This is a genomic window from Pediococcus parvulus, assembly GCF_007990205.1.
GTDB classification, from domain to species: domain Bacteria; phylum Bacillota; class Bacilli; order Lactobacillales; family Lactobacillaceae; genus Pediococcus; species Pediococcus parvulus.
Window position 1 is genome coordinate 1 of the sequence record NZ_BJWE01000004.1, and the last position, 19,624, is coordinate 19,624.

20 protein-coding genes and 1 tRNA gene are annotated in these 19,624 nt (G+C 38.5%); 6 read left to right on the plus strand and 15 right to left on the minus strand.

The features are described 5' to 3' along the window. Window positions 1–142: 142 nt before the first annotated feature. The 7 genes from PPA04_RS01760 to cdaA all read right to left on the minus strand — a co-directional run bounded on the left by PPA04_RS01760 (window position 143) and on the right by cdaA (window position 7,479). Window positions 143–214: transfer RNA gene (locus PPA04_RS01760), tRNA-Asn, on the minus strand. Window positions 215–310: 96 nt separating this feature from the next. Continuing rightward, the gene (locus PPA04_RS01765) at window positions 311–625 is read right to left on the minus strand and encodes a hypothetical protein (RefSeq protein WP_147206682.1); all 315 of its coding nucleotides are present in this window, start codon (window positions 623–625) and stop codon (window positions 311–313) included. A gap of 412 nt (window positions 626–1,037) precedes the next feature. Further along, a complete protein-coding gene (locus PPA04_RS01770; protein WP_057784325.1) occupies window positions 1,038–2,102 on the minus strand; it encodes a glucosaminidase domain-containing protein in 1,065 nt (354 codons plus the stop codon). A 242-nt stretch (window positions 2,103–2,344) separates the two neighbouring features. Then, on the minus strand, window positions 2,345–4,165 hold the full coding sequence (gene glmS, locus PPA04_RS01775; protein ID WP_057784324.1) for a glutamine--fructose-6-phosphate transaminase (isomerizing): 1,821 nt from the start codon (window positions 4,163–4,165) through the stop codon (window positions 2,345–2,347). Window positions 4,166–4,393: 228 nt separating this feature from the next. Continuing rightward, complete coding sequence (glmM, locus tag PPA04_RS01780) at window positions 4,394–5,752, minus strand: phosphoglucosamine mutase (RefSeq protein ID WP_057784323.1); 1,359 nt, start codon at window positions 5,750–5,752, stop codon at window positions 4,394–4,396. 27 nt (window positions 5,753–5,779) lie between these two features. Then, window positions 5,780–6,631 carry a CdaR family protein gene (locus tag PPA04_RS01785; protein WP_057784322.1) on the minus strand — a complete coding sequence of 284 codons (852 nt, stop codon included), beginning with the start codon at window positions 6,629–6,631 and terminating at the stop codon, window positions 5,780–5,782. Next, window positions 6,628–7,479, minus strand: a complete 852-nt coding sequence (cdaA, locus tag PPA04_RS01790) for a diadenylate cyclase CdaA (protein ID WP_057784321.1) — start codon at window positions 7,477–7,479, stop codon at window positions 6,628–6,630. Before cdaA ends, PPA04_RS01785 begins: the two co-directional genes overlap by 4 nt. Before the next feature lie 131 nt (window positions 7,480–7,610). On the opposite strand from cdaA, the gene PPA04_RS01795 reads away from it, so the two are divergent. Beyond that, window positions 7,611–8,255, plus strand: coding sequence for a DUF1361 domain-containing protein (locus PPA04_RS01795; protein ID WP_057784319.1), 645 nt, complete (start codon window positions 7,611–7,613; stop codon window positions 8,253–8,255). 146 nt (window positions 8,256–8,401) lie between these two features. Here the strand turns inward: PPA04_RS01795 and murB are convergent, their stop codons facing one another. After that, a complete protein-coding gene (gene murB / locus PPA04_RS01800; RefSeq protein ID WP_057784317.1) occupies window positions 8,402–9,301 on the minus strand; it encodes a UDP-N-acetylmuramate dehydrogenase in 900 nt (299 codons plus the stop codon). Between the two features lie 28 nt (window positions 9,302–9,329). Further along, entirely contained in the window at window positions 9,330–10,244 is a 915-nt protein-coding gene (locus PPA04_RS01805) for a Gfo/Idh/MocA family protein (protein ID WP_057784315.1), read from the minus strand. Window positions 10,245–10,413: 169 nt separating this feature from the next. Here PPA04_RS01805 and PPA04_RS01810 point away from each other — a divergent pair, with 169 nt between their 5' ends. Then, window positions 10,414–10,950: a 3'-5' exonuclease gene (locus PPA04_RS01810; protein WP_057784313.1), complete on the plus strand. Its 537-nt coding sequence runs from the start codon at window positions 10,414–10,416 to the stop codon at window positions 10,948–10,950. Here the strand turns inward: PPA04_RS01810 and PPA04_RS01815 are convergent. Genes PPA04_RS01815 through PPA04_RS01825 form a run of 3 tightly spaced genes read right to left on the minus strand, consistent with a single transcriptional unit; the run spans window position 10,943 to window position 12,645 of the window. Then, window positions 10,943–11,452 carry a GNAT family N-acetyltransferase gene (locus tag PPA04_RS01815; RefSeq protein ID WP_057784311.1) on the minus strand — a complete coding sequence of 170 codons (510 nt, stop codon included), beginning with the start codon at window positions 11,450–11,452 and terminating at the stop codon, window positions 10,943–10,945. The two genes, PPA04_RS01810 and PPA04_RS01815, sit on opposite strands and share 8 nt — an antisense overlap. Beyond that, window positions 11,449–11,919 (minus strand): tRNA (adenosine(37)-N6)-threonylcarbamoyltransferase complex ATPase subunit type 1 TsaE, encoded by a 471-nt coding sequence (gene tsaE / locus PPA04_RS01820; RefSeq protein WP_057784309.1) that lies wholly within the window; start codon window positions 11,917–11,919, stop codon window positions 11,449–11,451. The genes PPA04_RS01815 and tsaE overlap by 4 nt, the downstream gene beginning before the upstream one ends. 3 nt (window positions 11,920–11,922) lie before the next feature. After that, window positions 11,923–12,645 carry a uracil-DNA glycosylase gene (locus tag PPA04_RS01825; protein WP_057784307.1) on the minus strand — a complete coding sequence of 241 codons (723 nt, stop codon included), beginning with the start codon at window positions 12,643–12,645 and terminating at the stop codon, window positions 11,923–11,925. A 133-nt stretch (window positions 12,646–12,778) separates the two neighbouring features. Here PPA04_RS01825 and PPA04_RS01830 point away from each other — a divergent pair, with 133 nt between their 5' ends. The 4 genes from PPA04_RS01830 (at window position 12,779) to PPA04_RS01845 (ending at window position 16,405) form a co-directional block, all read left to right on the plus strand. Further along, window positions 12,779–13,651: a Cof-type HAD-IIB family hydrolase gene (locus PPA04_RS01830; protein WP_057784305.1), complete on the plus strand. Its 873-nt coding sequence runs from the start codon at window positions 12,779–12,781 to the stop codon at window positions 13,649–13,651. 24 nt (window positions 13,652–13,675) lie between these two features. Next, window positions 13,676–14,260 (plus strand): LURP-one-related/scramblase family protein, encoded by a 585-nt coding sequence (locus PPA04_RS01835; protein ID WP_057784303.1) that lies wholly within the window; start codon window positions 13,676–13,678, stop codon window positions 14,258–14,260. A gap of 14 nt (window positions 14,261–14,274) precedes the next feature. After that, window positions 14,275–14,841: a GNAT family N-acetyltransferase gene (locus PPA04_RS01840; protein ID WP_057784300.1), complete on the plus strand. Its 567-nt coding sequence runs from the start codon at window positions 14,275–14,277 to the stop codon at window positions 14,839–14,841. A gap of 133 nt (window positions 14,842–14,974) precedes the next feature. Further along, window positions 14,975–16,405 carry an APC family permease gene (locus PPA04_RS01845; protein WP_057784298.1) on the plus strand — a complete coding sequence of 477 codons (1,431 nt, stop codon included), beginning with the start codon at window positions 14,975–14,977 and terminating at the stop codon, window positions 16,403–16,405. 44 nt (window positions 16,406–16,449) lie between these two features. Here the strand turns inward: PPA04_RS01845 and smpB are convergent, their stop codons facing one another. From smpB to secG, 3 genes are all read right to left on the minus strand, one after another. Further along, entirely contained in the window at window positions 16,450–16,923 is a 474-nt protein-coding gene (gene smpB / locus PPA04_RS01850; protein WP_057784296.1) for an SsrA-binding protein SmpB, read from the minus strand. Between the two features lie 11 nt (window positions 16,924–16,934). Continuing rightward, window positions 16,935–19,304, minus strand: coding sequence for a ribonuclease R (gene rnr, locus PPA04_RS01855; protein ID WP_057784295.1), 2,370 nt, complete (start codon window positions 19,302–19,304; stop codon window positions 16,935–16,937). A gap of 72 nt (window positions 19,305–19,376) precedes the next feature. Next, on the minus strand, window positions 19,377–19,613 hold the full coding sequence (secG, locus tag PPA04_RS01860) for a preprotein translocase subunit SecG (RefSeq protein WP_057784293.1): 237 nt from the start codon (window positions 19,611–19,613) through the stop codon (window positions 19,377–19,379). Window positions 19,614–19,624: the final 11 nt, after the last annotated feature.

The following is a 19,624-nucleotide window of genomic DNA, read 5'->3' on the forward strand; positions in this document are numbered from 1 at the left end:
AAAAATTTTAGCTCACTTTAGTTTAGCAGTTACCAACTCAAATGAAAATGTTACTATGCCAATGACATTCAAAAGACTGGAAAATAAAAAAGTCGTTATATCAACGTTTTACCGTTGTATAACGACCTCAAAATCATATATACTGCTCCGGCTGGGCTCGAACCAGCGACCTCTTGATTAACAGTCAATTATTCTACCACTGAACTACGGAGCAATTACTATGTTTATATTTATATCATGAAAACCATAGACTTGTCAACTAAATTTTAATAATTGATGCCCAGATAGTCAGTTTTGACCGGAATATAACTTATGAAATATGATTTTCTTTTAAAACAGCATTAAAATCCGTCATAATCTTATCGTCTTTTTTCCATTCTTCCCAATGATCCATATCTTCTTCGGGCACCTGATAGCGTTCGTTAATATAATCCTCATAATTCACAACATGAGCAGAATGTGGAATGTTCAATTGCAAAATTCGAACTTCCTTAATAAAATGACATTCCGCTGCTAATTCAGCGCGCCCATTCATGATCATGTTTGCAATCTCTGTATATTTTGAACCATCATTACGCGTAATTTCTTCAATTAATGTAAATGTTTGTTGTCCCATCAGTATCATTCCTCCACCATTAAGTATAGAGGACAAACAATCTGTGAAGCAAGTGATTTTCAAAAAGAAAAAAAGAGTGTTCTGAATTTCCGTTCAGAACACACCTTTTTGGCATAAGAGAGAAAGAGAATTGATTAAAGGTAGAGGAGATGCACTACTACCTTTCAAAGGTAATCATACCTTTTTATGTAAGCGGTGTCAAACTATTTTTTTAAAATATTTAAAGGGTAATAAAAAAGGACCAGAATGTAATTCTGATCCTCACCATCTGATGTATACATCGTAGAGATGTCCCTCAACTATGTTCATTTGGGGTAAACAGGAAGAGGAAATAAATAAATGGTAATTACAATATACCTCATTTTCTCATTTTAGTCTACAGTGTTTTTAATTTTTGCTCATACTTCTTTAATAAATTGTGTTAAGCATCAACCACATTAGTTAAAGCACCACCATAAATCCAACCAATTTGCTTACTACCAATATAGCAACGATAATATGGTGTCCTAGTTCCGACGCGGAGGGCTTGCATATTAATTGTCACATTCCGATTTTTATACGTCTTACCATAATGAAGTCGTTTAGTCGCGTAAACACTATAGGTCAAATGGTTATAAAAATCATTGGAAGGTGCCGCACTCACTGTGGCTGTCTTTTTAACTGTCTTATACCTTGCGACCTGCACAACGGCAGTAGAATAAATCCAGCCAATTAATTTTCCCTTATAATAGCAGCGATAGTACGGTGTTTTAGCTCCACGCTTAACACCTTGGTTATTAATTGTAATTGTTTTTCCTTTATAGGTTGTTCCATAATGCTTAAGTTTATAGGCATACGTACTACCGGGAATATGTGTATAGAAATTATGACCAGGCTTTAATCTGACCTGCATAGTTAGTTTCTTTGTCGTATATTTAACTGCGACTCCATCAACCAACGCATGCAAATTGTATCCCTTGATAATGCTAATTAAAGACTTCGCATAGGAAGGTGCAGTTGCATAACGACCAGTTAAGTAATTAGCTGCAGCTTCAGGCGTTGACGCGTTTTCTTTCCAAGTTCCTTTGTAATAGGAACTGTTCCACGCCGTTCCATAACGAAGCACTTTCCCGTTATCATTCAACGATGCCTTTACATTAGGATATTTTCGGAACTTTGCGTTTGTATAGTAAAGCTTGCCTGATGAAGTGTACTCAGCTGTCCGCATCGTCACCGATTTCCCGTTATATGTACCTTTAATTCCAAAATAATTATTACCTTTGACCGCCAATTGACTTTGTCCCCAAGCACTTTCACAGGCTGCTTGAGCCATCATCAAAGATCCATATAAATTATATTTATTGGAAACTGTTTTAACATCAGGTGTTAACCGCGAAATAAACGCCTGTGGTGAATCTGCATGAACCGCTTTTGTATGTGTGCTAAAAACAGCAACCGCCGAAAGTAATATTAAGAATGAAACAAATGTTATCCATCGTTTATGCATACTGCTTCCCCCGTATCTTAGTCATCTTAAATATAAGTATATAACTTAAATCCGGAAAAATTAATGCCTTTAATTGTATTGAAACATCCAAAAATTACCGACATTTGCTAAATCCCTACAAATCAAGCTTCTTCAAGGCTCATATATTGATTGTAACTAAAACTTAACATTTAAAAGAAAGACTTTTCCACAAAAAAAGAGTCTTACCAAACGATGGAAATGGTAAGGCACTTCATTCTTCTTTATTCTACTGTGACACTTTTGGCTAAATTTCTTGGCTGATCAACATTGTATCCGCGCTCTAGGCTGGCATAGTATGCTAACAATTGAGCGGGAATCACACTTATTAATGGCATGAGTAATTCAGAAATTGTTGGGATCACGATTTTATCATCAGGTTTGGCTAATTCTTCGGAAACAATTGCCAACACTTGAGCCCCACGCGACTTCACCTCTTGGATATTACTTCGTGTGTGACTAGCCGTTTTTCCCTGCGTAATAAGCGCGATAACTGGCGTTTGATCTTCAATTAACGCAATTGTGCCGTGTTTTAACTCACCTGAAGCAAAGCCCTCAGCCTGAATATATGAAATTTCTTTGAGCTTCAATGCAGCTTCTAAAGCAACAAAGTAATCCACACCACGACCAATATAAAACGCATTGCGGGTTTTAGCCAAATCTTCATGGGCAATCTCTTTGATTTTCGCTTTTTCGTCTACAATGGCTTGAATTGCATTTGCAGCCAAACTCAATTCTCGCTGCAAGTCAAAGTTCTTCGCAACCTCAACACCACGTGCCATTCCAAGCGCTTTAGCCACAACGGCTTCCACAGCAATTTGAGCAGTATATGCTTTCGTTGAAGCTACAGCAATTTCTGGACCTGCGTTCAACAACAATTGATAGGTGGCTTCTCTGTATAACGTTGAGTTTTCAACATTGGTAATCGTTAAACTTGGTGCGTGCCACTCTTCATTGACGCGAACCAAAACTTGCCTACTATCTGCTGTTTCTCCGCTTTGAGTTAAGAAAATGAAAAATGGATGTTTGGAAAGCATTGGATCTGCATAAGCAAACTCAGAGGCCAAAACCACCTCGGTAGGAATCTCAGTCAACTTTTCAAATAATTGTTTGCCAACCAGGCCAGCGTGGTAACTTGTTCCTGCGCCCACGATGTACAAACGATCAGCTTGTTTCATGGCTTCCAATAAATCGGGAGAAATCGCAGGTTTGTCGCCAGACTCTAGATATGCTTTTTGAATTCGATGTAAAACTGCAGGCTGTTCATCGATTTCTTTCAACATGTAATAAGGATAGGCACCCCGATCCGTTTCCTTTGGATCCAAATCAACGTGGAAAGAGTCCCGTTTTACTTGCTTCCCAGTTTGATCCGTAATTTCAACTGCCTGTGGCGTAACAACCACCATTTCCCCATCGTGTAATTCCAAAAAGTCTTTGGTGACATTCAACATAGCGAGTGCATCGCTGCAAACAACATTAAATTCATCACCTAGTCCAATTAACAAGGGACTTTTGTTTTTTGCAACATACAGGGTATCTGGTTCTTCATGGTCCATTAATAAGAAAGCGTAAGAAGAACCCTTCAATAAACTCAACGTTTTTTTAAACGCCTGTTTTGTTGTCATGTTTTCTTGAACGACAAAGTGATCAACAAGTTGCACAACCACTTCAGTATCTGTTTGACTTACAAACTCAACATCACTTAAATACTGTGCTTTTAATTCCTCATAATTTTCAATCACACCATTATGAACTAAATAAAAACGATCATCTGCAGAAAACTGTGGATGCGCATTTTCGATACTTGGCACTCCGTTTGTTGCCCATCTTGTATGACCAATTCCAGCAGTTCCCTTAATCTCAGGGGTTAATTTAAGTTTCAAATCTGCAATTTTTCCTCTTGCCTTAACTAAATGAGCTTGTTTTTCTGCAGTATTTACATAAATTCCGGCAGAATCATAGCCTCGGTACTCCAATTTTTCTAATCCAGAAATCAAAATTTCGACTGTATCTGTTCTTCCTGTTACACCGACAATTCCACACATAGCTGACATCCTTTACAGATAAGTTATAATTGGTATATATAGATAATTAAAATTGTTACGCTTGAAACATCTATAAATTTATCGCTAATTAAAAGGATTGTCAACCGTTTTAATCATATTTGGTTTATTTAGTTCTCTAGATTGGTCTATTTTAGTATTGGGACAAAAAAATAGTTACTGTTATCGTTTTTAAACTTCTCGATAACAATAACTACTCATTTTTTAATTCTAAGCACCAACTTCTTCACGCACGACATCTACAATGCGATCAACATATGCAGAAACTTCTTCCTTGGTAGAAGCTTCGGCCATTACTCGTAATAGGTCCTCGGTCCCACTTGGGCGAACTAACACACGACCTTCGCCATTCATTTCTTTTTCGACCGTTTTGATGATTGCCTGAACTTTTTCATCATTCAAAGCGACCTTTTTGTCTTGGACTTTTACATTAACTAATTTCTGTGGATAAGTTTTAACTTCAGCTGCTAACTCAGATAACTTTTTGCCAGTCTGTTTAACGATATTCATTAACTGTAAGGCAGTCAGCATCCCGTCACCAGTTGTATTAAAATCAAGGAAAACAACGTGACCAGATTGTTCACCACCAACGTTATAGCCATTTTTTAACATTTCTTCAACCACATAACGGTCACCAACTTGTGTTTGCACGGAGTGAAGACCATTTGCTTCAAGTGCCTTGTATAGGCCTAAATTACTCATAACAGTTGTGACCACTGTGTCTTTCTTGAGACGACCACGTTTGCTGAGATATTTTCCACAAATGTACATGATTTTGTCGCCATCAACGATATTTCCCAATTCATCTACTGCGATACACCGATCACCATCACCATCGAAAGCGACCCCTAAATCAGCGCCTTTTTCGACAACAAATTTTTGTAATTGCTCCGGATGAGTAGAACCCACATTGGCATTAATATTCAAGCCATTCGGCGAAGTGGCCATGGTATCAAAATCTGCACCAAGATCGGCAAAAATTTGAGAAACAAAACCACTAGTGGCACCATTAGCAGAATCTACACAAATGTGCAAACCGTCCAAATCATCTGGGATCGTTTGTTCTAGAAATTGGGTATACTTCAAAGCGCCTTCTGGATAATCATTTTCAGTTCCTAAGCCTTCAGCAGAAGGACGTGGTAAGTCATCGGTTTCTTTGTCCAAGAGAACCTCAATTTCACCCTCTAGTTCATCAGAAAGTTTGTAACCATCTGCACCAAAGAACTTGATTCCATTATCCTGTACAGGATTATGTGAAGCTGTGATCATAACACCCGCATCGGCTTCTTGTTTTCGAACTAAGTAAGCCACCCCAGGAGTGGTCACAACCCCCATATTTAAAACTTCAATTCCGACTGATAAGAGACCGGAAATCAAAGCTGTTTCAAGTAATTGTCCTGAAATTCGTGTATCACGGGAAACCAATACCCGTGGTTGTTCGTTTTTATTTTCAGCGTGCTGGGTTAAAACATAGCCTCCCGTTCTTCCTAATTGAAAGGCCATTTCAGGCGTTAAGCTTTCATTTGCTATTCCTCGTACACCATCAGTTCCAAAATATTTTAATGCCATAATTTTCCTCATTCCTAACTTTTGAATTTAATTACTTTTTGAACTTGTACTACTTGATGAAGTTGAACTCGCCGAACTAGTTTCTTGGGACGAACTTGATGAACTCTTAGTCCGTTTATTATCAGCCTCAGTACTAGACGACTCTTCATCTGATCCACTGCTTGATGAACTCGTCGATTTTTCGACAGGCACGGTCACACTAACTGTTTGTGGACTTAGGATAACATTTACTGTATCGCCAGAATTATCCAGTGCCTGTAACAACACTTGACTTGTCACATCCTGTTTTGTGTTGTTGGGTAAATTAACCTTAGCCACAACTTGTGTAATTCGATTGATTTCTGAAACCGAACCTGTTGCCGAAACTGTCTGGGAACGTAAAATGGCAGCTTTGCTTTCATACCCTTTTGCAATCGCGTCTTGATTAATTTCTGGCTGAATTGCAAATGTCTTCGTTCGTCGATTGGCGATTGTCACCTTAATCGTTTCAGGTTCAAAACTGTATGAAAGTTCTTTGTTCAAACCTTCTTCTTTAATCCGAACCTTATGCTCACCAAGCCCCAGTTTTCGAAGAGAGACATATGCCTTAAAATTCTGTGTGTTAGTAGTGGTTGTGACCAATGCACTTGGCCCAGTAATTTTAATTTTTACTTTTGAGGGATACCCGCTAACCAAGTACTTACTACTGTTTACGTCCAATTCAAGGGGAACCGTTAATGTTTTTGATTTATTTGCCATCAGCGCTGTGTCACTGGAACCGCCACTAGTAGAAACGTTGCCTGAATTCATTCGATCTGATTTCACGTAAAAAAAGAGAAGAACTGCTAATACTAACGCCAAAAATCGGTAAACCCAACGTTCTGTCCAAAATTTTTTCATTTTTTCGGACCCCCTTTGAAGAAGGAAGTAATGCCCTCCAAGAAGTCTTGAATAACATTGTGATTTTCTGGTACCTCATCACTGAGAAACTGATCGCGGAAGTAACGCAGATAATCTTCTTGTGTCATATTACGCAATAATTCATTATCTTTTGTAATAGAAATTTCACCAGTTTCTTCAGAAACCACAACCGTAACGGCATCCGTAACTTCACTAATACCAACTGCCGCTCGATGTCGTGTGCCCAGTTCTTTAGGAATCATCGTACTTTGTGATAAGGGAAGATAGGCAGCCGCAACAGCTATCTTATTATCCTTAATAATCACTGCCCCATCATGAAGTGGGGTATTAGGAATAAATATATTGATTAGTAGTTCACCAGTAATATCGGCGTCTAGCGCAATCCCAGTTTCAATATAATCCTCTAACCCCGTATCCATTTGGATGGTGATTAGTGCCCCAATACGCCGCTTTGACATATATTGAATGGCCTTATCAAGCCCTGCAATCATATGTTTTTCAGCTTCATTTTGAGTTTTGTTTTTGACGAACATAGACCCACGGCCCAAGTGTTCCAGTCCACGCCGAATTTCAGGCTGAAATATGACAACCATGGCAATTACACCCCAGTTGATAACTTGATCCATAATCCATGAAACGGTGCTTAATCCAAGAAGGACACTCACCACTTTGATCAAGATAATGACAATTATCCCTCGAAAAAGTTGAACGGCTTTTGTTCCCCTCAACAACATGATTAATTCATAAATCACAAACCAAACCACGAGGATATCGATTAGGTTCATAAAGTTATGTAAAGTAATCAGTCGATCCCAAGCAAAATTCATTTGTTTTTTCCTCCAAACCAATACAAAAATAATTATAGCACAGAGACCCTTAAGAAAAACTTCAGAATCCGGTCATTTTATAGCAAAATATTCTTTCCATCTGCTACAATAAACCTAGCGAGGAAAACACTATGACTACAAAGACAAAATGGATAATTCGACTTTGTTATGGCTTGGGTTTACTATACATTGCTTTTTTTGTACATCCACCATATCATTTTTTGCTACTCAACACTTTTTTAGCGTATATACCAATTGAATTTGCCTTTCACATTGGTTCAAATCGACCAAAAAATTCACTCGTTTTTTGGTTAGTTATTTTATTGTGGTTACTATTTTATCCAAATGCGCCTTACCTATTAACGGATCTTTTCCATCTCAGTTTGTTGCATCCTTACGCTGATACAGGCTTAATTCGTTTATCAATTTCAATGTGGATTTATTATATTTATATGTTACTAGCTGTCATCCCCAGCGTCATGCTTGGCATGTGGAGCATGACTCAGGTCACCAGATCAATTGTCAAACGTTACCACATTCATCATCGGATCGTCGAAATGGGAATTGTAGGCGTCTTTACAACTCTGTCTTCCATTGGCATTTTCATTGGCCGTTTTTTACGTTTACATACCATCTACCTCTTGATTAGTCCTGAATGGGTTTTAAAACCAATCTTTAACATGTGGTCATTACAAATGTTGGCTTTCGTATTTTTAATGACCTTACTTCAAAGTATCATCTATGTGGTTCTCCGCGTAATTCGAAACACAAATTAAAAGAGTGGAAAATATGAGATTTGGCAATAAAAAGCAAAAAAACCGCAACAAAAATTACGCTTTTGTTGCGGTTTCGTTGTGTTTCCCGAATATTATTTCTGAAACATCAAAAATAAGATAATCTCTGCCACTTAATTTTCATGACTTTATTTTTCACCGATAATGCGTACTTCTGTTTGTAAATGAACCCCAAACTTTTCAAAAACGGTATTTTGAACATGATGAATAACATTGAGATAGTCCGTGGCAGTTGCCCCACCCACATTAATAATAAATCCTGCATGTTTCTGGGAAACTTGTGCACCACCAATCTGAAAACCTTGAAGGCCAGATTCATGAATCAATTTACCGGTAAAATAGCCTGTTGGTCGTTTAAACACACTCCCACAGGAAGGATACTCCAGTGGCTGTTTAGAGGCTCTCAATCGATTTAATTCATCCATCCGTGACCTAATCTTTTCTGCATCCCCAGATTTCAAATTAAACGTTGCCGATAACACAATATCATCATAGTCTTGAATACTACTGTGACGATAACCAAAATCCAATTCATGATTAGTGAGCGTTCGGATTTGACCTTGACGTGTCAAAATTTTAGCCTCACTAACGACTTCACTAATTTCGCCACCATAAGCCCCAGCGTTCATGAAAACAGCGCCACCGACGCTACCTGGAATTCCTGCAGCAAACTCTATTCCTGTTAGACAAGCTTGGTAGGCAACTTCAGTGGTCTGAATCAGCGCAGCCCCGGCTTCAGCAACGACCTGGTTTCCAGTCACCTGAATTTCTTTCATTTTTGTAAGGATGACCGTCAAACCACGAATTCCGCCATCTCGGACAATTAAATTACTTGCATTTCCCACAACTGTCAATGGCATTTCCTGTTGATTGGCCCAGTCTAATAATTGACTTGCCTGCTCTACAGTTTTGGGGAAAGCTAAGTAATCGGCTGGTCCACCCGTTTTAGTATTTGTATACTTTGACAGTGGCTCACGTTCTAATATTTGAATGTCTGGAAATGTTTCAATTATCGTTTGCAAAATCATACGAGTCCTTTCAATTTACGATTAAATTCTATTTTAACACTTCAAATTGACGAACAGCATCCCGACAAATACGATGACTCTCGATTGCAGATTCCGGCGATACCGGATTGGCTTGCTGACCATCTATTACGGCCAAGAATTGACGAATCAATGGATCGAAACCTCTTGTGACCAAAGTTGGTTGCCAATCTGGAGAGGCTATTTTTTGTTGTCCTTGCGGCGTTTTCAACGTATAGTTCTGACAATTATCGACTGTGGCTAGCCCTCCCTTAGTTTCAAGTGAGGTTGTTTCCTCGTTTACGCCACCGATTAAATTAATCTCGGCAGTTGCTAAGCTATGTTTGGTTTTTAGTGACACAATGGCTTGATGTAAATTACTATTTTCGGTAAATAGAGTAGTTTCTTGGCTTTCAATTGGTTCATCTAACAGAAAATTAACCGTATCAACCACATGAATTAGCAAATCATAAATTGCAAACTTTGTTTCTTGTGCGCCATTTTCACGAATTTTTGTACCACGAATCACCTGCTTATTAGACAATTCCTTTAATTTCTGATTCATTGGCACAAACCGACGATTAAACCCACAGGTTAAAATCAGTTGACGCTCTTTTGCCAGTCGATATAGTTCCTCAACCTCTTCAAAGTTTTCTGAAACTGGTTTGTCCACGTACACGTTAATATTGTTCTCTAACAAAGCTTTGATAATTTGATAATGGGTAGCTGTTGGCGTATGAACAAATACTGCAGCTGGTTTTTGAGCAATTAATTCTTCCACATTTCCTTCACCATGAGTTATCCCATACTGCCGCATCAATTTTTGTCTTTTATCTGCGTTGCGAGTGCAAAAATGCCATTCATAAGTATCCTGTAGCGACGTGATGACCGGCAAATAAGCCTTTTGAGCAATATTACCTAGACCAAGTACTCCAATTTTTTTCATATTGCGATCCCCTATCATACCTTTAATAAACTCACACAGAGTTAATACTATCTTTATAGATTGCTTCAGATTATAATAAAACCACTAGAAATACTTGGTTCTAATTATTATTCATGACCAGTTTTTCTAACTACTTCTAAATTAATCATTTTCGAAAGGACTTTTTGTTATGAATTTTGTTGCCATGGATTTTGAAACAGCCTCTCCCAAACGGTATAGTGCCTGTTCCTTAGCACTAACAATTGTGCGCAATAACCAGGTTGCCGATGAATTTTATTCCCTTATTAAACCAGATACTGAGTTTAATTGGCGAAACGTTCAAATTCATGGGATTCATGAAGAAGATGTCGTTGATGCACCGAGTTTTCCAGAAATTTGGCAGGTTATTAATCCCTTTTTTCAGACCAATCAACTGATTGTGGCTCATAACGCGCCATTTGATAACGGTGTTTTAAAAAGTTGTCTTGAACATTATGAACTTCAGCGTACTCACTACCTAAATTTGGATACGGTGCGCTCTAGTCGTAAATTTTTCCCGGAATTTGAGAACCATAAATTAGACACAGTTTGCACCCACTTGGGCATCGAGCTCAATCATCATCACAATGCGTTAGACGATAGTCTAGCCTGCGCCAATATTTTGTTATATGAAGCAAATAATTTTGGTGCAGAACAGTTAAAACCGTTTGTGCGGATGATTAACTAAATAAAAGCTGCATATCTACTGTTGCATAGGGGATTCCATTTTTATCATGGAATCCTATTTTGTTACGCTGAATGTCTTTGAAACCTAGTTTTCGATAAATGTGATAAGCTCCCTGATTACGTTCCTGAACTGTTAACATTAATCCTAGTAACCAGCTAAACGACTCACCCCAAGTAATGGTTTCTTCAACTAGCGCGGTTCCCAACCCTTGATTCCAAAATGACTTCAATACGGCAACGCCTACTTCTCCTAATTCAGTAGTTTCGTCCTTCATTACTGAAGCTAACCCAATTGCATGTCCCTGATATTTTGCCAACAGAATCAAGTTTTCACGACTCTGTTGAATCAGTTCAAGTTGCTTTTCTTCAGTCGCTGCTGTCAATTTGTTTAAATCATCTTCAACCGTAAATGTTTCCGTTTCTTGATCTAGTTGTTTCAATAGTTTCAATACTTCATCTGCATCTTCTCGGGTGGCTTCAACAATGGTCACTTCTTCACTCATTCAAGAACCTCTTTCAGTTGAGCTACCAATTCTTCATAATGCTGGCCTTGAGGCTCAAAAGTTAAAATTCGTTGATCATCATCGTCGTCATTACGAGCAATTTTTAGTTTTAAGTAATCATCTGGTAAATAATCACGAATATATTGAGACCATTCAATCACAGAAACACCGCCACCAAAGAAATATTCATCCCAACCAAGGTCATCGCCACCACCATCTTCAAGGCGATAAACATCCATATGATAAAGTGGCATCCGTCCTTCGTGATATTCATGAATAATCGTAAATGTGGGACTTTTTACATAGCGCTTAATTCCGAGTCCTTTTGCTAATCCCTTTGTAAAAGTCGTTTTACCCGCACCTAAATCGCCATCCAGTAAAAGCACATCGTTGGGTTCAAGAATGGGGGCAAGTTGAGCACCAATTTTTTCAGTCTGTTCTGCATCATTTGTTTTGATCTTAAACATGAGCTACCTCGTTTGCTGATAATTATGTTTTGCGTCCTCTGAAAGTTCCACATGCTCTGGTAACTGCCAGTCAATTGGCTCTTCACCTAAAGCTTTTAAAGCCGCGTTCGTTTTTGAAAAAGGATGAGAACCAAAAAAACCGTGGTAAGCAGAAAATGGACTTGGATGGGCAGATTTAATAATAATGTTTCTTTTCGTATCAATTAAGGAAATTTTTGCTTGAGCCGCCTTTCCCCACAAGATAAATACAACTGGCATTTCACGTTCCGAAAGCTTTTGAATCGCAACATCCGTTAGTTGCTCCCAGCCTTTACCTTTATGTGAAAATGCCTGCCCATTGCGGACTGTTAATACCGTATTCAGCATTAACACACCTTGTTTGGCCCATTTCTCCAAATAACCATGTGAAACTGGCTTAATGCCCAAATCATCTTGTAATTCTTTATAAATGTTTTGTAAGGAAGGTGGAATTCGCACACCAGGTAAAACTGAAAAACTCAAGCCATGTGCTTGATGAGGTTCATGATAGGGATCTTGCCCTAAGATAACAACCTTAACCTGATTAAAAGGTGTCCATTCAAATGCTTCAAAAATATGAAACATATCAGGATGAATGAGCTGTGTGCGATATTCTGTTTTTAAAAAATCATGCAAATCTTTATAATAAGCCTTTTCAAATTCAGGTCCTAAGACCTCTTGCCAATCATTATGAATAAACGTTTTCATTTTTACACCTCACCTCCATATTCTAGCATAGCCATAATTGATTTAATAACATTAAATCCAATGAGTTATGACTAAAAAAAAACAAGGGTTCATGTTAAACTGAAGATATAAAACCTAACAAGGACGTGAAAATATGATTTCAATAATTGCTTCTGACATGGATGGCACATTGCTCAACGAAAAAATGGAAGTTTCAGAAGAAAATGCTGCAGCAATCAAACAAGCACAAAGTGAGGGCGTTCACTTTATCGTCGCCACTGGTCGCCAGCTTTCTGAGGCCAAACCTTTAATCGAAAAGTTTGGTATTCAAGTTCCTATGATTACCTTAAATGGAGCCGCAGTTTATGATGTTGATGGTAAGGCTTTAGATATGGTTCCCCTTCACCGAGCTACAGTTACTCAAATTATGCGTGAACTAAATTTGGCTAATTTATATTATGAAGTTGTAACAGCCGACGGAGTGGTTTCTAATAGTCGTACCATGCACATTCAAAACTTGGCTCAACTTTTAAATAATCTAAATCCTGACACGCCTTTTAAATTGGCCGTCTCATTGGCTTCTGCTCGGGTTGAATTGATGGATATTTCATACGTGGATGATTATCAGGAACTAATTGATGATCACAACGTTCGAATTCTTAAAATTATCGCATTTGCAAATGAAGGTCCGAAAAAATTAAAGCCAGTTTCAGATAAAATTAATAAAAAAGTGGAAGTTGCAATTACTTCATCTTCTCGAACTAATATTGAAATCAATAATATCCGTGCTCAAAAAGGAATTGCCTTGCAACATTATGCTGACGAATTAAACATTCCTATGTCTCAGGTAATGGCAATTGGTGATAATTTAAATGATGCGTCAATGCTAAGAATTGCCGATACCAGTTATGCAATGGGCAACGCAATCCCGGAAATCAAAAAACTTGCGAATCATTTAACCGTTTCAAATAACGAAAACGGGGTTGGTAAAGCCATTTTGGAACAACTCAAAAGCAACCGCCAATAACGGCCTTATTATGGGGGTATACTTATGCGTAAGCTTTATGTAAGGAACCAAGATGCAACCAATAAGGGCGCTACCGTTGTTCGTGACGATCACAATAATTCCTGCTATCTGCTGGTTGGAAAATGGGGAATTCGCCATGATGCCCTGTCTGTCTACGATATTCAAGGTGACCTCTTAGCGGAAATCAAACAGACCTCAGTGGGAATTTTCCCTAAGTTTGATATCTTTTTTAACGGTAATAAAATCGGTTCGATCTCTAAAACTTTTGGCCTTTTTCACGAATTCTTGTATATCAATAAACTAAAATGGTTCATCACAGGTAGTTTGCGAACGGGTTCACATCATGTCTACAGTGTCCACAAACGCATTATGACCGTTACTCCTGTCATTTTATATGGTGCTGGTTACAATGAGCTACTTATCACTTCGCAGGCCACAGAGCCTGTTTGTATTTGTTTAGCCGCAGTTCTTGATCATTGGACTAAAAAAGATTCCAAAAGTGGTGTCAAAAAGACAGCATCCATCCCTGGATGGCAGTTATCTAATGGTGAAACCAGTTTTAATAACATTCATGAACATAAAAAGAATAAAAATAAACTTACTGAATAAACGGAGGAAAAAACTTGCAAATCCAAGCGGCACAAACAAAAGATGTTCCACAAATTGTTGACTTGATTAAAGTCATCCTAGAAGAAATGGAATTGCCTGCTCTTCACGAATTATCGAATTCAAAACTAAGCCAGCTTTTTGAAAAGACATTTGCTTCCCCGGAATACCAAGGTGAGCTGGCCAACTTAATTGTTGCGAAAGATCATGATGAGGTTCTTGGTGTCATGTTTGGCTACGTAGGCAAACATGAACAGCAACTATTTGACGTTTTTAATCGTTACTATGAAGAATTACAAATTCCAAAAACAGTCGTCATCTTTTCAGATGCTGAGGCAGATAAAGACGAATGGTACCTGAACTCCTTGTGTGTTGCTGAAACGCACCGTGGCAAAGGTATTGGCACCCAATTGCTCAATTATTTACCGACGATTGGCAAACAAGTCCACACGCACAAAATTGGTTTACTGGTAGATTTTGAAAATCCTGAGGCCGCAAAACTTTATCAACGGGTTGGCTTTAAAAATGAACGCGTCCAAGTGGTTGCTGGTCACCATTACTATCATCTAAAAAAGCAAGTTTAATCTTCAAAAATTAAATCTGAATCACCCTTTAGAAGATTGAGGCAAAAAAATTTATTTTTGTCTCATTTTTTTATAGCGTTTTGGATTTAAACTATGCTAAAATTAAATGATTTTTGAGAATGGAATTTGGAATATGAAAAATACAAAATATATTAGTTGGCCAGTCTTAGGACTTATGGCTTTCGTCAATGTGATCGGCTTTGATGATATTATTTATAACTTTAAAAACCAGGGTCTTGGTGTCATCACAACATGGGTCTTTTTATTTGCTTTATATGTGATCCCGTACGGACTGATGGTTGGTCAATTAGGTTCAACCTTTAGTAAATCTGGTGGTGGCCTTAGCTCTTGGGTACGTGAAACTAGCGGTGACACTCTAGGTTATCTCACGGCATGGACTTATTGGGCGGCCTCAATTCCGTACGTGGTCGATACCGCCAATTCAGTGGTTGTCGCTTTTGGCTGGTTAATCAATGGCAGTAACGCAATGGAACAACATATGTCTAATGCGATGTTTGCTTTGCTCACCTTTTTAGTTTTTATCATTTTTATTTTTCTTCAGAATCACATCAAAAACTCGTTACAGGTTTTAAATGCTTTAGGCGGTGGCGCAATGTTTATTATGACAGTTCTTTTTGTCGTTTTAACGGTGGTTAATCTGACCCACGGCGAACACATTGCTTCCGCGCCATTACATGTATCGACTTTTACACCGAAAATTGATTTGCACTTTTTTTCAACATTAGGTTTGTTAATATACGCCACAAGCGGTTCAGAGCTGGTTGCACCCTATGTTACCCGCATGCGCCATCCAAAACGAGACTTTCCAAAGTCAATTATTATGCTGACTGTGATGGCCGGTTTCCTAACCATCTTTGGTTCTTTTTCACTAGGCGTTTTCTTCAACGATCACCATTTGCCAGCAGATTTAAAGATGAACGGAAGTTACTATGCGTTTGATTTTGTTGGGCGCCACATTGGCTTAGGGCACTCCATGATGTTTTTGTTCTCAATTGCCCAACTACTTTACATGTTTGCTCTTCTAGCCTTATTGCTAGACGCAATGACCCGGATGCTAATCTTAGATACCGGCAAACGCTTCATGCCAAAACAACTATTGAAACTTAATCAAAATGGCCGACCTATTAATGGTTACCTTTTGACTTCTGGATTATCTGGTGGAATTCTACTTATGGGCGTCTTCTTACCGGACATGAATGAAATCTTCAATTGGTTGCTAAATCTGAACGGAATTGTTTCACCCTATGTGACTTGTTGGATCTTCTTTGCTTTCATGCAAGTCAGAAAGAATTCGCAAAAATTTCACTCTGAATACGTGTTTATCAAAAACGATCGTACCGCCTATCTCGTGGCCTTATGGTGCTTCATCATTACGTTTGTCGCCGCAACGTTTGGAATTTTACCTCAGGACGTGTCACCAAGTTCATTCACCTACTGGCAAGAATTAGTTATGAACATTGTCACTCCAGGAATTCTTTTGGCATTAGGCTTGATTATGCCATCAATTGCAAGAGCACAAAGAAAAAAAGAAACACAAAAATAATGGATACCAAAAAAGGGCTGGGAAAATACTTTTCCTAGTCCTTTTTAACGGTATCGTTTCACAGCTTTGGCAATTTCACGTTCTTGGTCGCGTCGTTTCAATGTTTCTCGCTTATCGTATTCATGTTTACCTTTAGCTACCCCGATTAAAACTTTGGCAAACCCATGTTTGATATAAACTTTTAAAGGAACTATTGTGATTCCCTTATTTTGAGTTTGTTCAGCTAACTCAGTGATTTGTTTCTTGTGTAAAAGTAACTTGCGATTACGTAACGGATCATGATTAAACTGATTACCTTCTGTATACTCACTAATGTGAATATTCATCAGGATTGCTTCACCATTTCGAATTTGGACATAACCATCTTTCAGGTTAATCCGACTAGCGCGAACCGATTTGATTTCGGTTCCCGTCAGGACCATTCCCGCCTCATAAGTCTGAGAAATAAGATAGTCATGACGCGCCTTTTTGTTTTGTGCTAAGGCTGAATCTTGCTTCTTCTTTTTAGCCTTTGCCATTTACATCACTCCTACTTTTTACGATTGTAAGTTTTTGAAGTTGACGTAGCCTTGTGTGAATTATTTTCATTAAATTTCTTGGCAGAATTATTTTTGTAAGTGCTTGATGATTTTTTATGAAAGTTCTTATTATGATTGCCCTGTCGATTACCAGATTTAAAATTCCCACTATTCCTAAATTGACGTGGTGGTAACTGAATTTCACTCGTTGGCGTTTTTTCAGGATGCAACAATGCAAAATCAACTTCACTTTGATCCTTGTCTACTCGAATCAGTTTGACTTCAATTTCTTGACCAATCTGATAAGTTCGATGTGTGTTTCGGCCAACCAATGCAAGTTGGTTTTCTACATACTCGTAATAGTCATCTTTCATTTGACTAATATGAACTAGGCCTTCAACTGTATTATCCAATTCCACAAACAGACCGAACTTCATAACTGAACTCACAACCGCTTTGAATTCTTCACCCACATGGTCGCCCATATATTCAGCTTTCTTCATGCCGTCAACATCACGTTCTGTGTCAATACCGCGACGTTCTAATTTTGAAGTATGTTCTGCAATTTCAGGAATCCGATCCACATACTGCGCCTTAGATTCTTCACCAACGCCATCTTCAGCATAGTGCCGAATGAGTCGGTGAACAAACATATCTGGATAACGACGGATTGGTGAGGTGAAATGCGTGTAATACTGAGCAGCTAATCCAAAATGACCCAGTGAATCTTCAGAATATTTGGCTTGTTTCATACTCCGCAACATCATGACTGAAATCATTGTTTCTTCTTTACTACCCGAAACTTGTTTTAAGACACTTTGTAACATCTTTGGTTTAATGTTTTTAGAACTGCCTTTTACTGAATAACCAAAGTTTGTTAAGAATTCGAAGAAACTCAACATTCTCTCACTATCTGGTGTTTCATGGACACGATATAAGAATGGTACCTTTAATTCAGAGTAGTGTTGCGCAACTGTTTCGTTGGCAGCCAACATAAAAGATTCGATCATCCGCTCTGAAGTGCCACGAACCCGCACTTTAATATCAATTGGATGACCTGTTTCATCAACGATAATTTCTGCTTCATTATCGTCAAATTCAATGGCTCCACGACGTTTACGCCGCTTCAATAAGAGCTTGTGCAATTCGCCCATTGTTTCAAACATTGGAACCAAATCGGCATACTTTGCCCTTGTTTTTTCATCATGTGCCTCAAGGATTTTGTTAACATCCGAATAAGTCATTCTGGCATCAGACTTAATAACACTTGGATAAATCTTGTGACTGACAACCTTGCCTTCTTCATCCATTTCCATTTCACAGGTCATCGCCAAACGTTCCACATTTGGATTCAAGGAACAGATACCGTTTGACAACTTTCTAGGCAGCATTGGTACCACCCGGTCAGTCAAGTACACACTGGTACTCCGGCGATAAGCTTCATGGTCTAGTGGTGAACCTTCTTTAACGTAATGGCTCACATCAGCAATGTTAACGCTCAAATGGTAATGCCCATTGGCCATCTTGTACACACCAACTGCATCATCAAAATCTTTCGAGTCGTCACCATCAATAGTCACAACTGTTTCCGAAGTTAAGTCCTTACGACCAATCTTTTCGGCATCTGTAACTGTGTCAGGAATTGATTTAATCTCTTCTTTAACATCATCTGGAAATTCATAAGGAACCTCGTGTTGGTAGATTACCTGGAGAATATCAACACCAGGATCATCCTTAAAACCAATGGTCTCAATTGCTAAACCCGCCATTAATTTAGGATGTTTTAAATTGGGATACTGGGTTACTTCTGCCGTAATCACAGCCCCATCCTGAGGTTTGATCCCAGAAGCAAGCACATCAAAATGATAAGAAGAAAGCTTCTTGTCCTTTAACTCAATTTCCCCAATAACACCATTTTCAGGATCAGGAACCGATTTAAAAACGCCAACCGCCTGCGTAAAGTGTCTGTCTGTAACCTTGGTAACAACACCTTCTGGGCCCTTGTCATCCCCTGGTTTAGCTGCTCGGATAATTCGAACATCAACTTCGTCTTGATTTAACGCAAACGCCGTATGATCCTCGCTGATATAAACATCAGGAACTTCCGGATCAACAGCTACGAAACCAAAGCCACGATCGTTGGCATGAAAAACACCATGCACCAATTGTTGATTAGACTGAATAGGCAAAGTAAATTTACCTTTCTCCGTAATGTGAACCCGATTTGCACGTTCCATTACTGCCAACTCTTTTACTAAAATATTAAAAACGCTGGCACCTTCCAAATTTAATTGTTGAAAAATTTCTTCGGCAGTAAAACTTTCTTTTGGATGTTGATTTAAAAAGCTACTAACTGAAGCTTGTAGTTTATTTGTTTCCATACTCTACCTCAAATTTTATATTGTTTTAAACCTTAATTAAAAGCCTCCTGCGAAACACAGGAGGCTTAACCGTTAGTGTGATGAAACGTAAACCATTGCGATCGCAACCGCAAAGAAAATAATCCCCAATACTAACGTTACTTTTTGCATAAATGCTTCGAATCCACGTGGTTTTGACTGAGCAAAAAGATCGTCCGCACCACCTGTAAGAGATGATAACGCATTATCCGTTTTTGCTGGTTGCATCATTACCGCAAAGATAATCAAAACGGAAACAACCAATAATATTGTCATTAATAAATTATACAAGTAGCAACCTC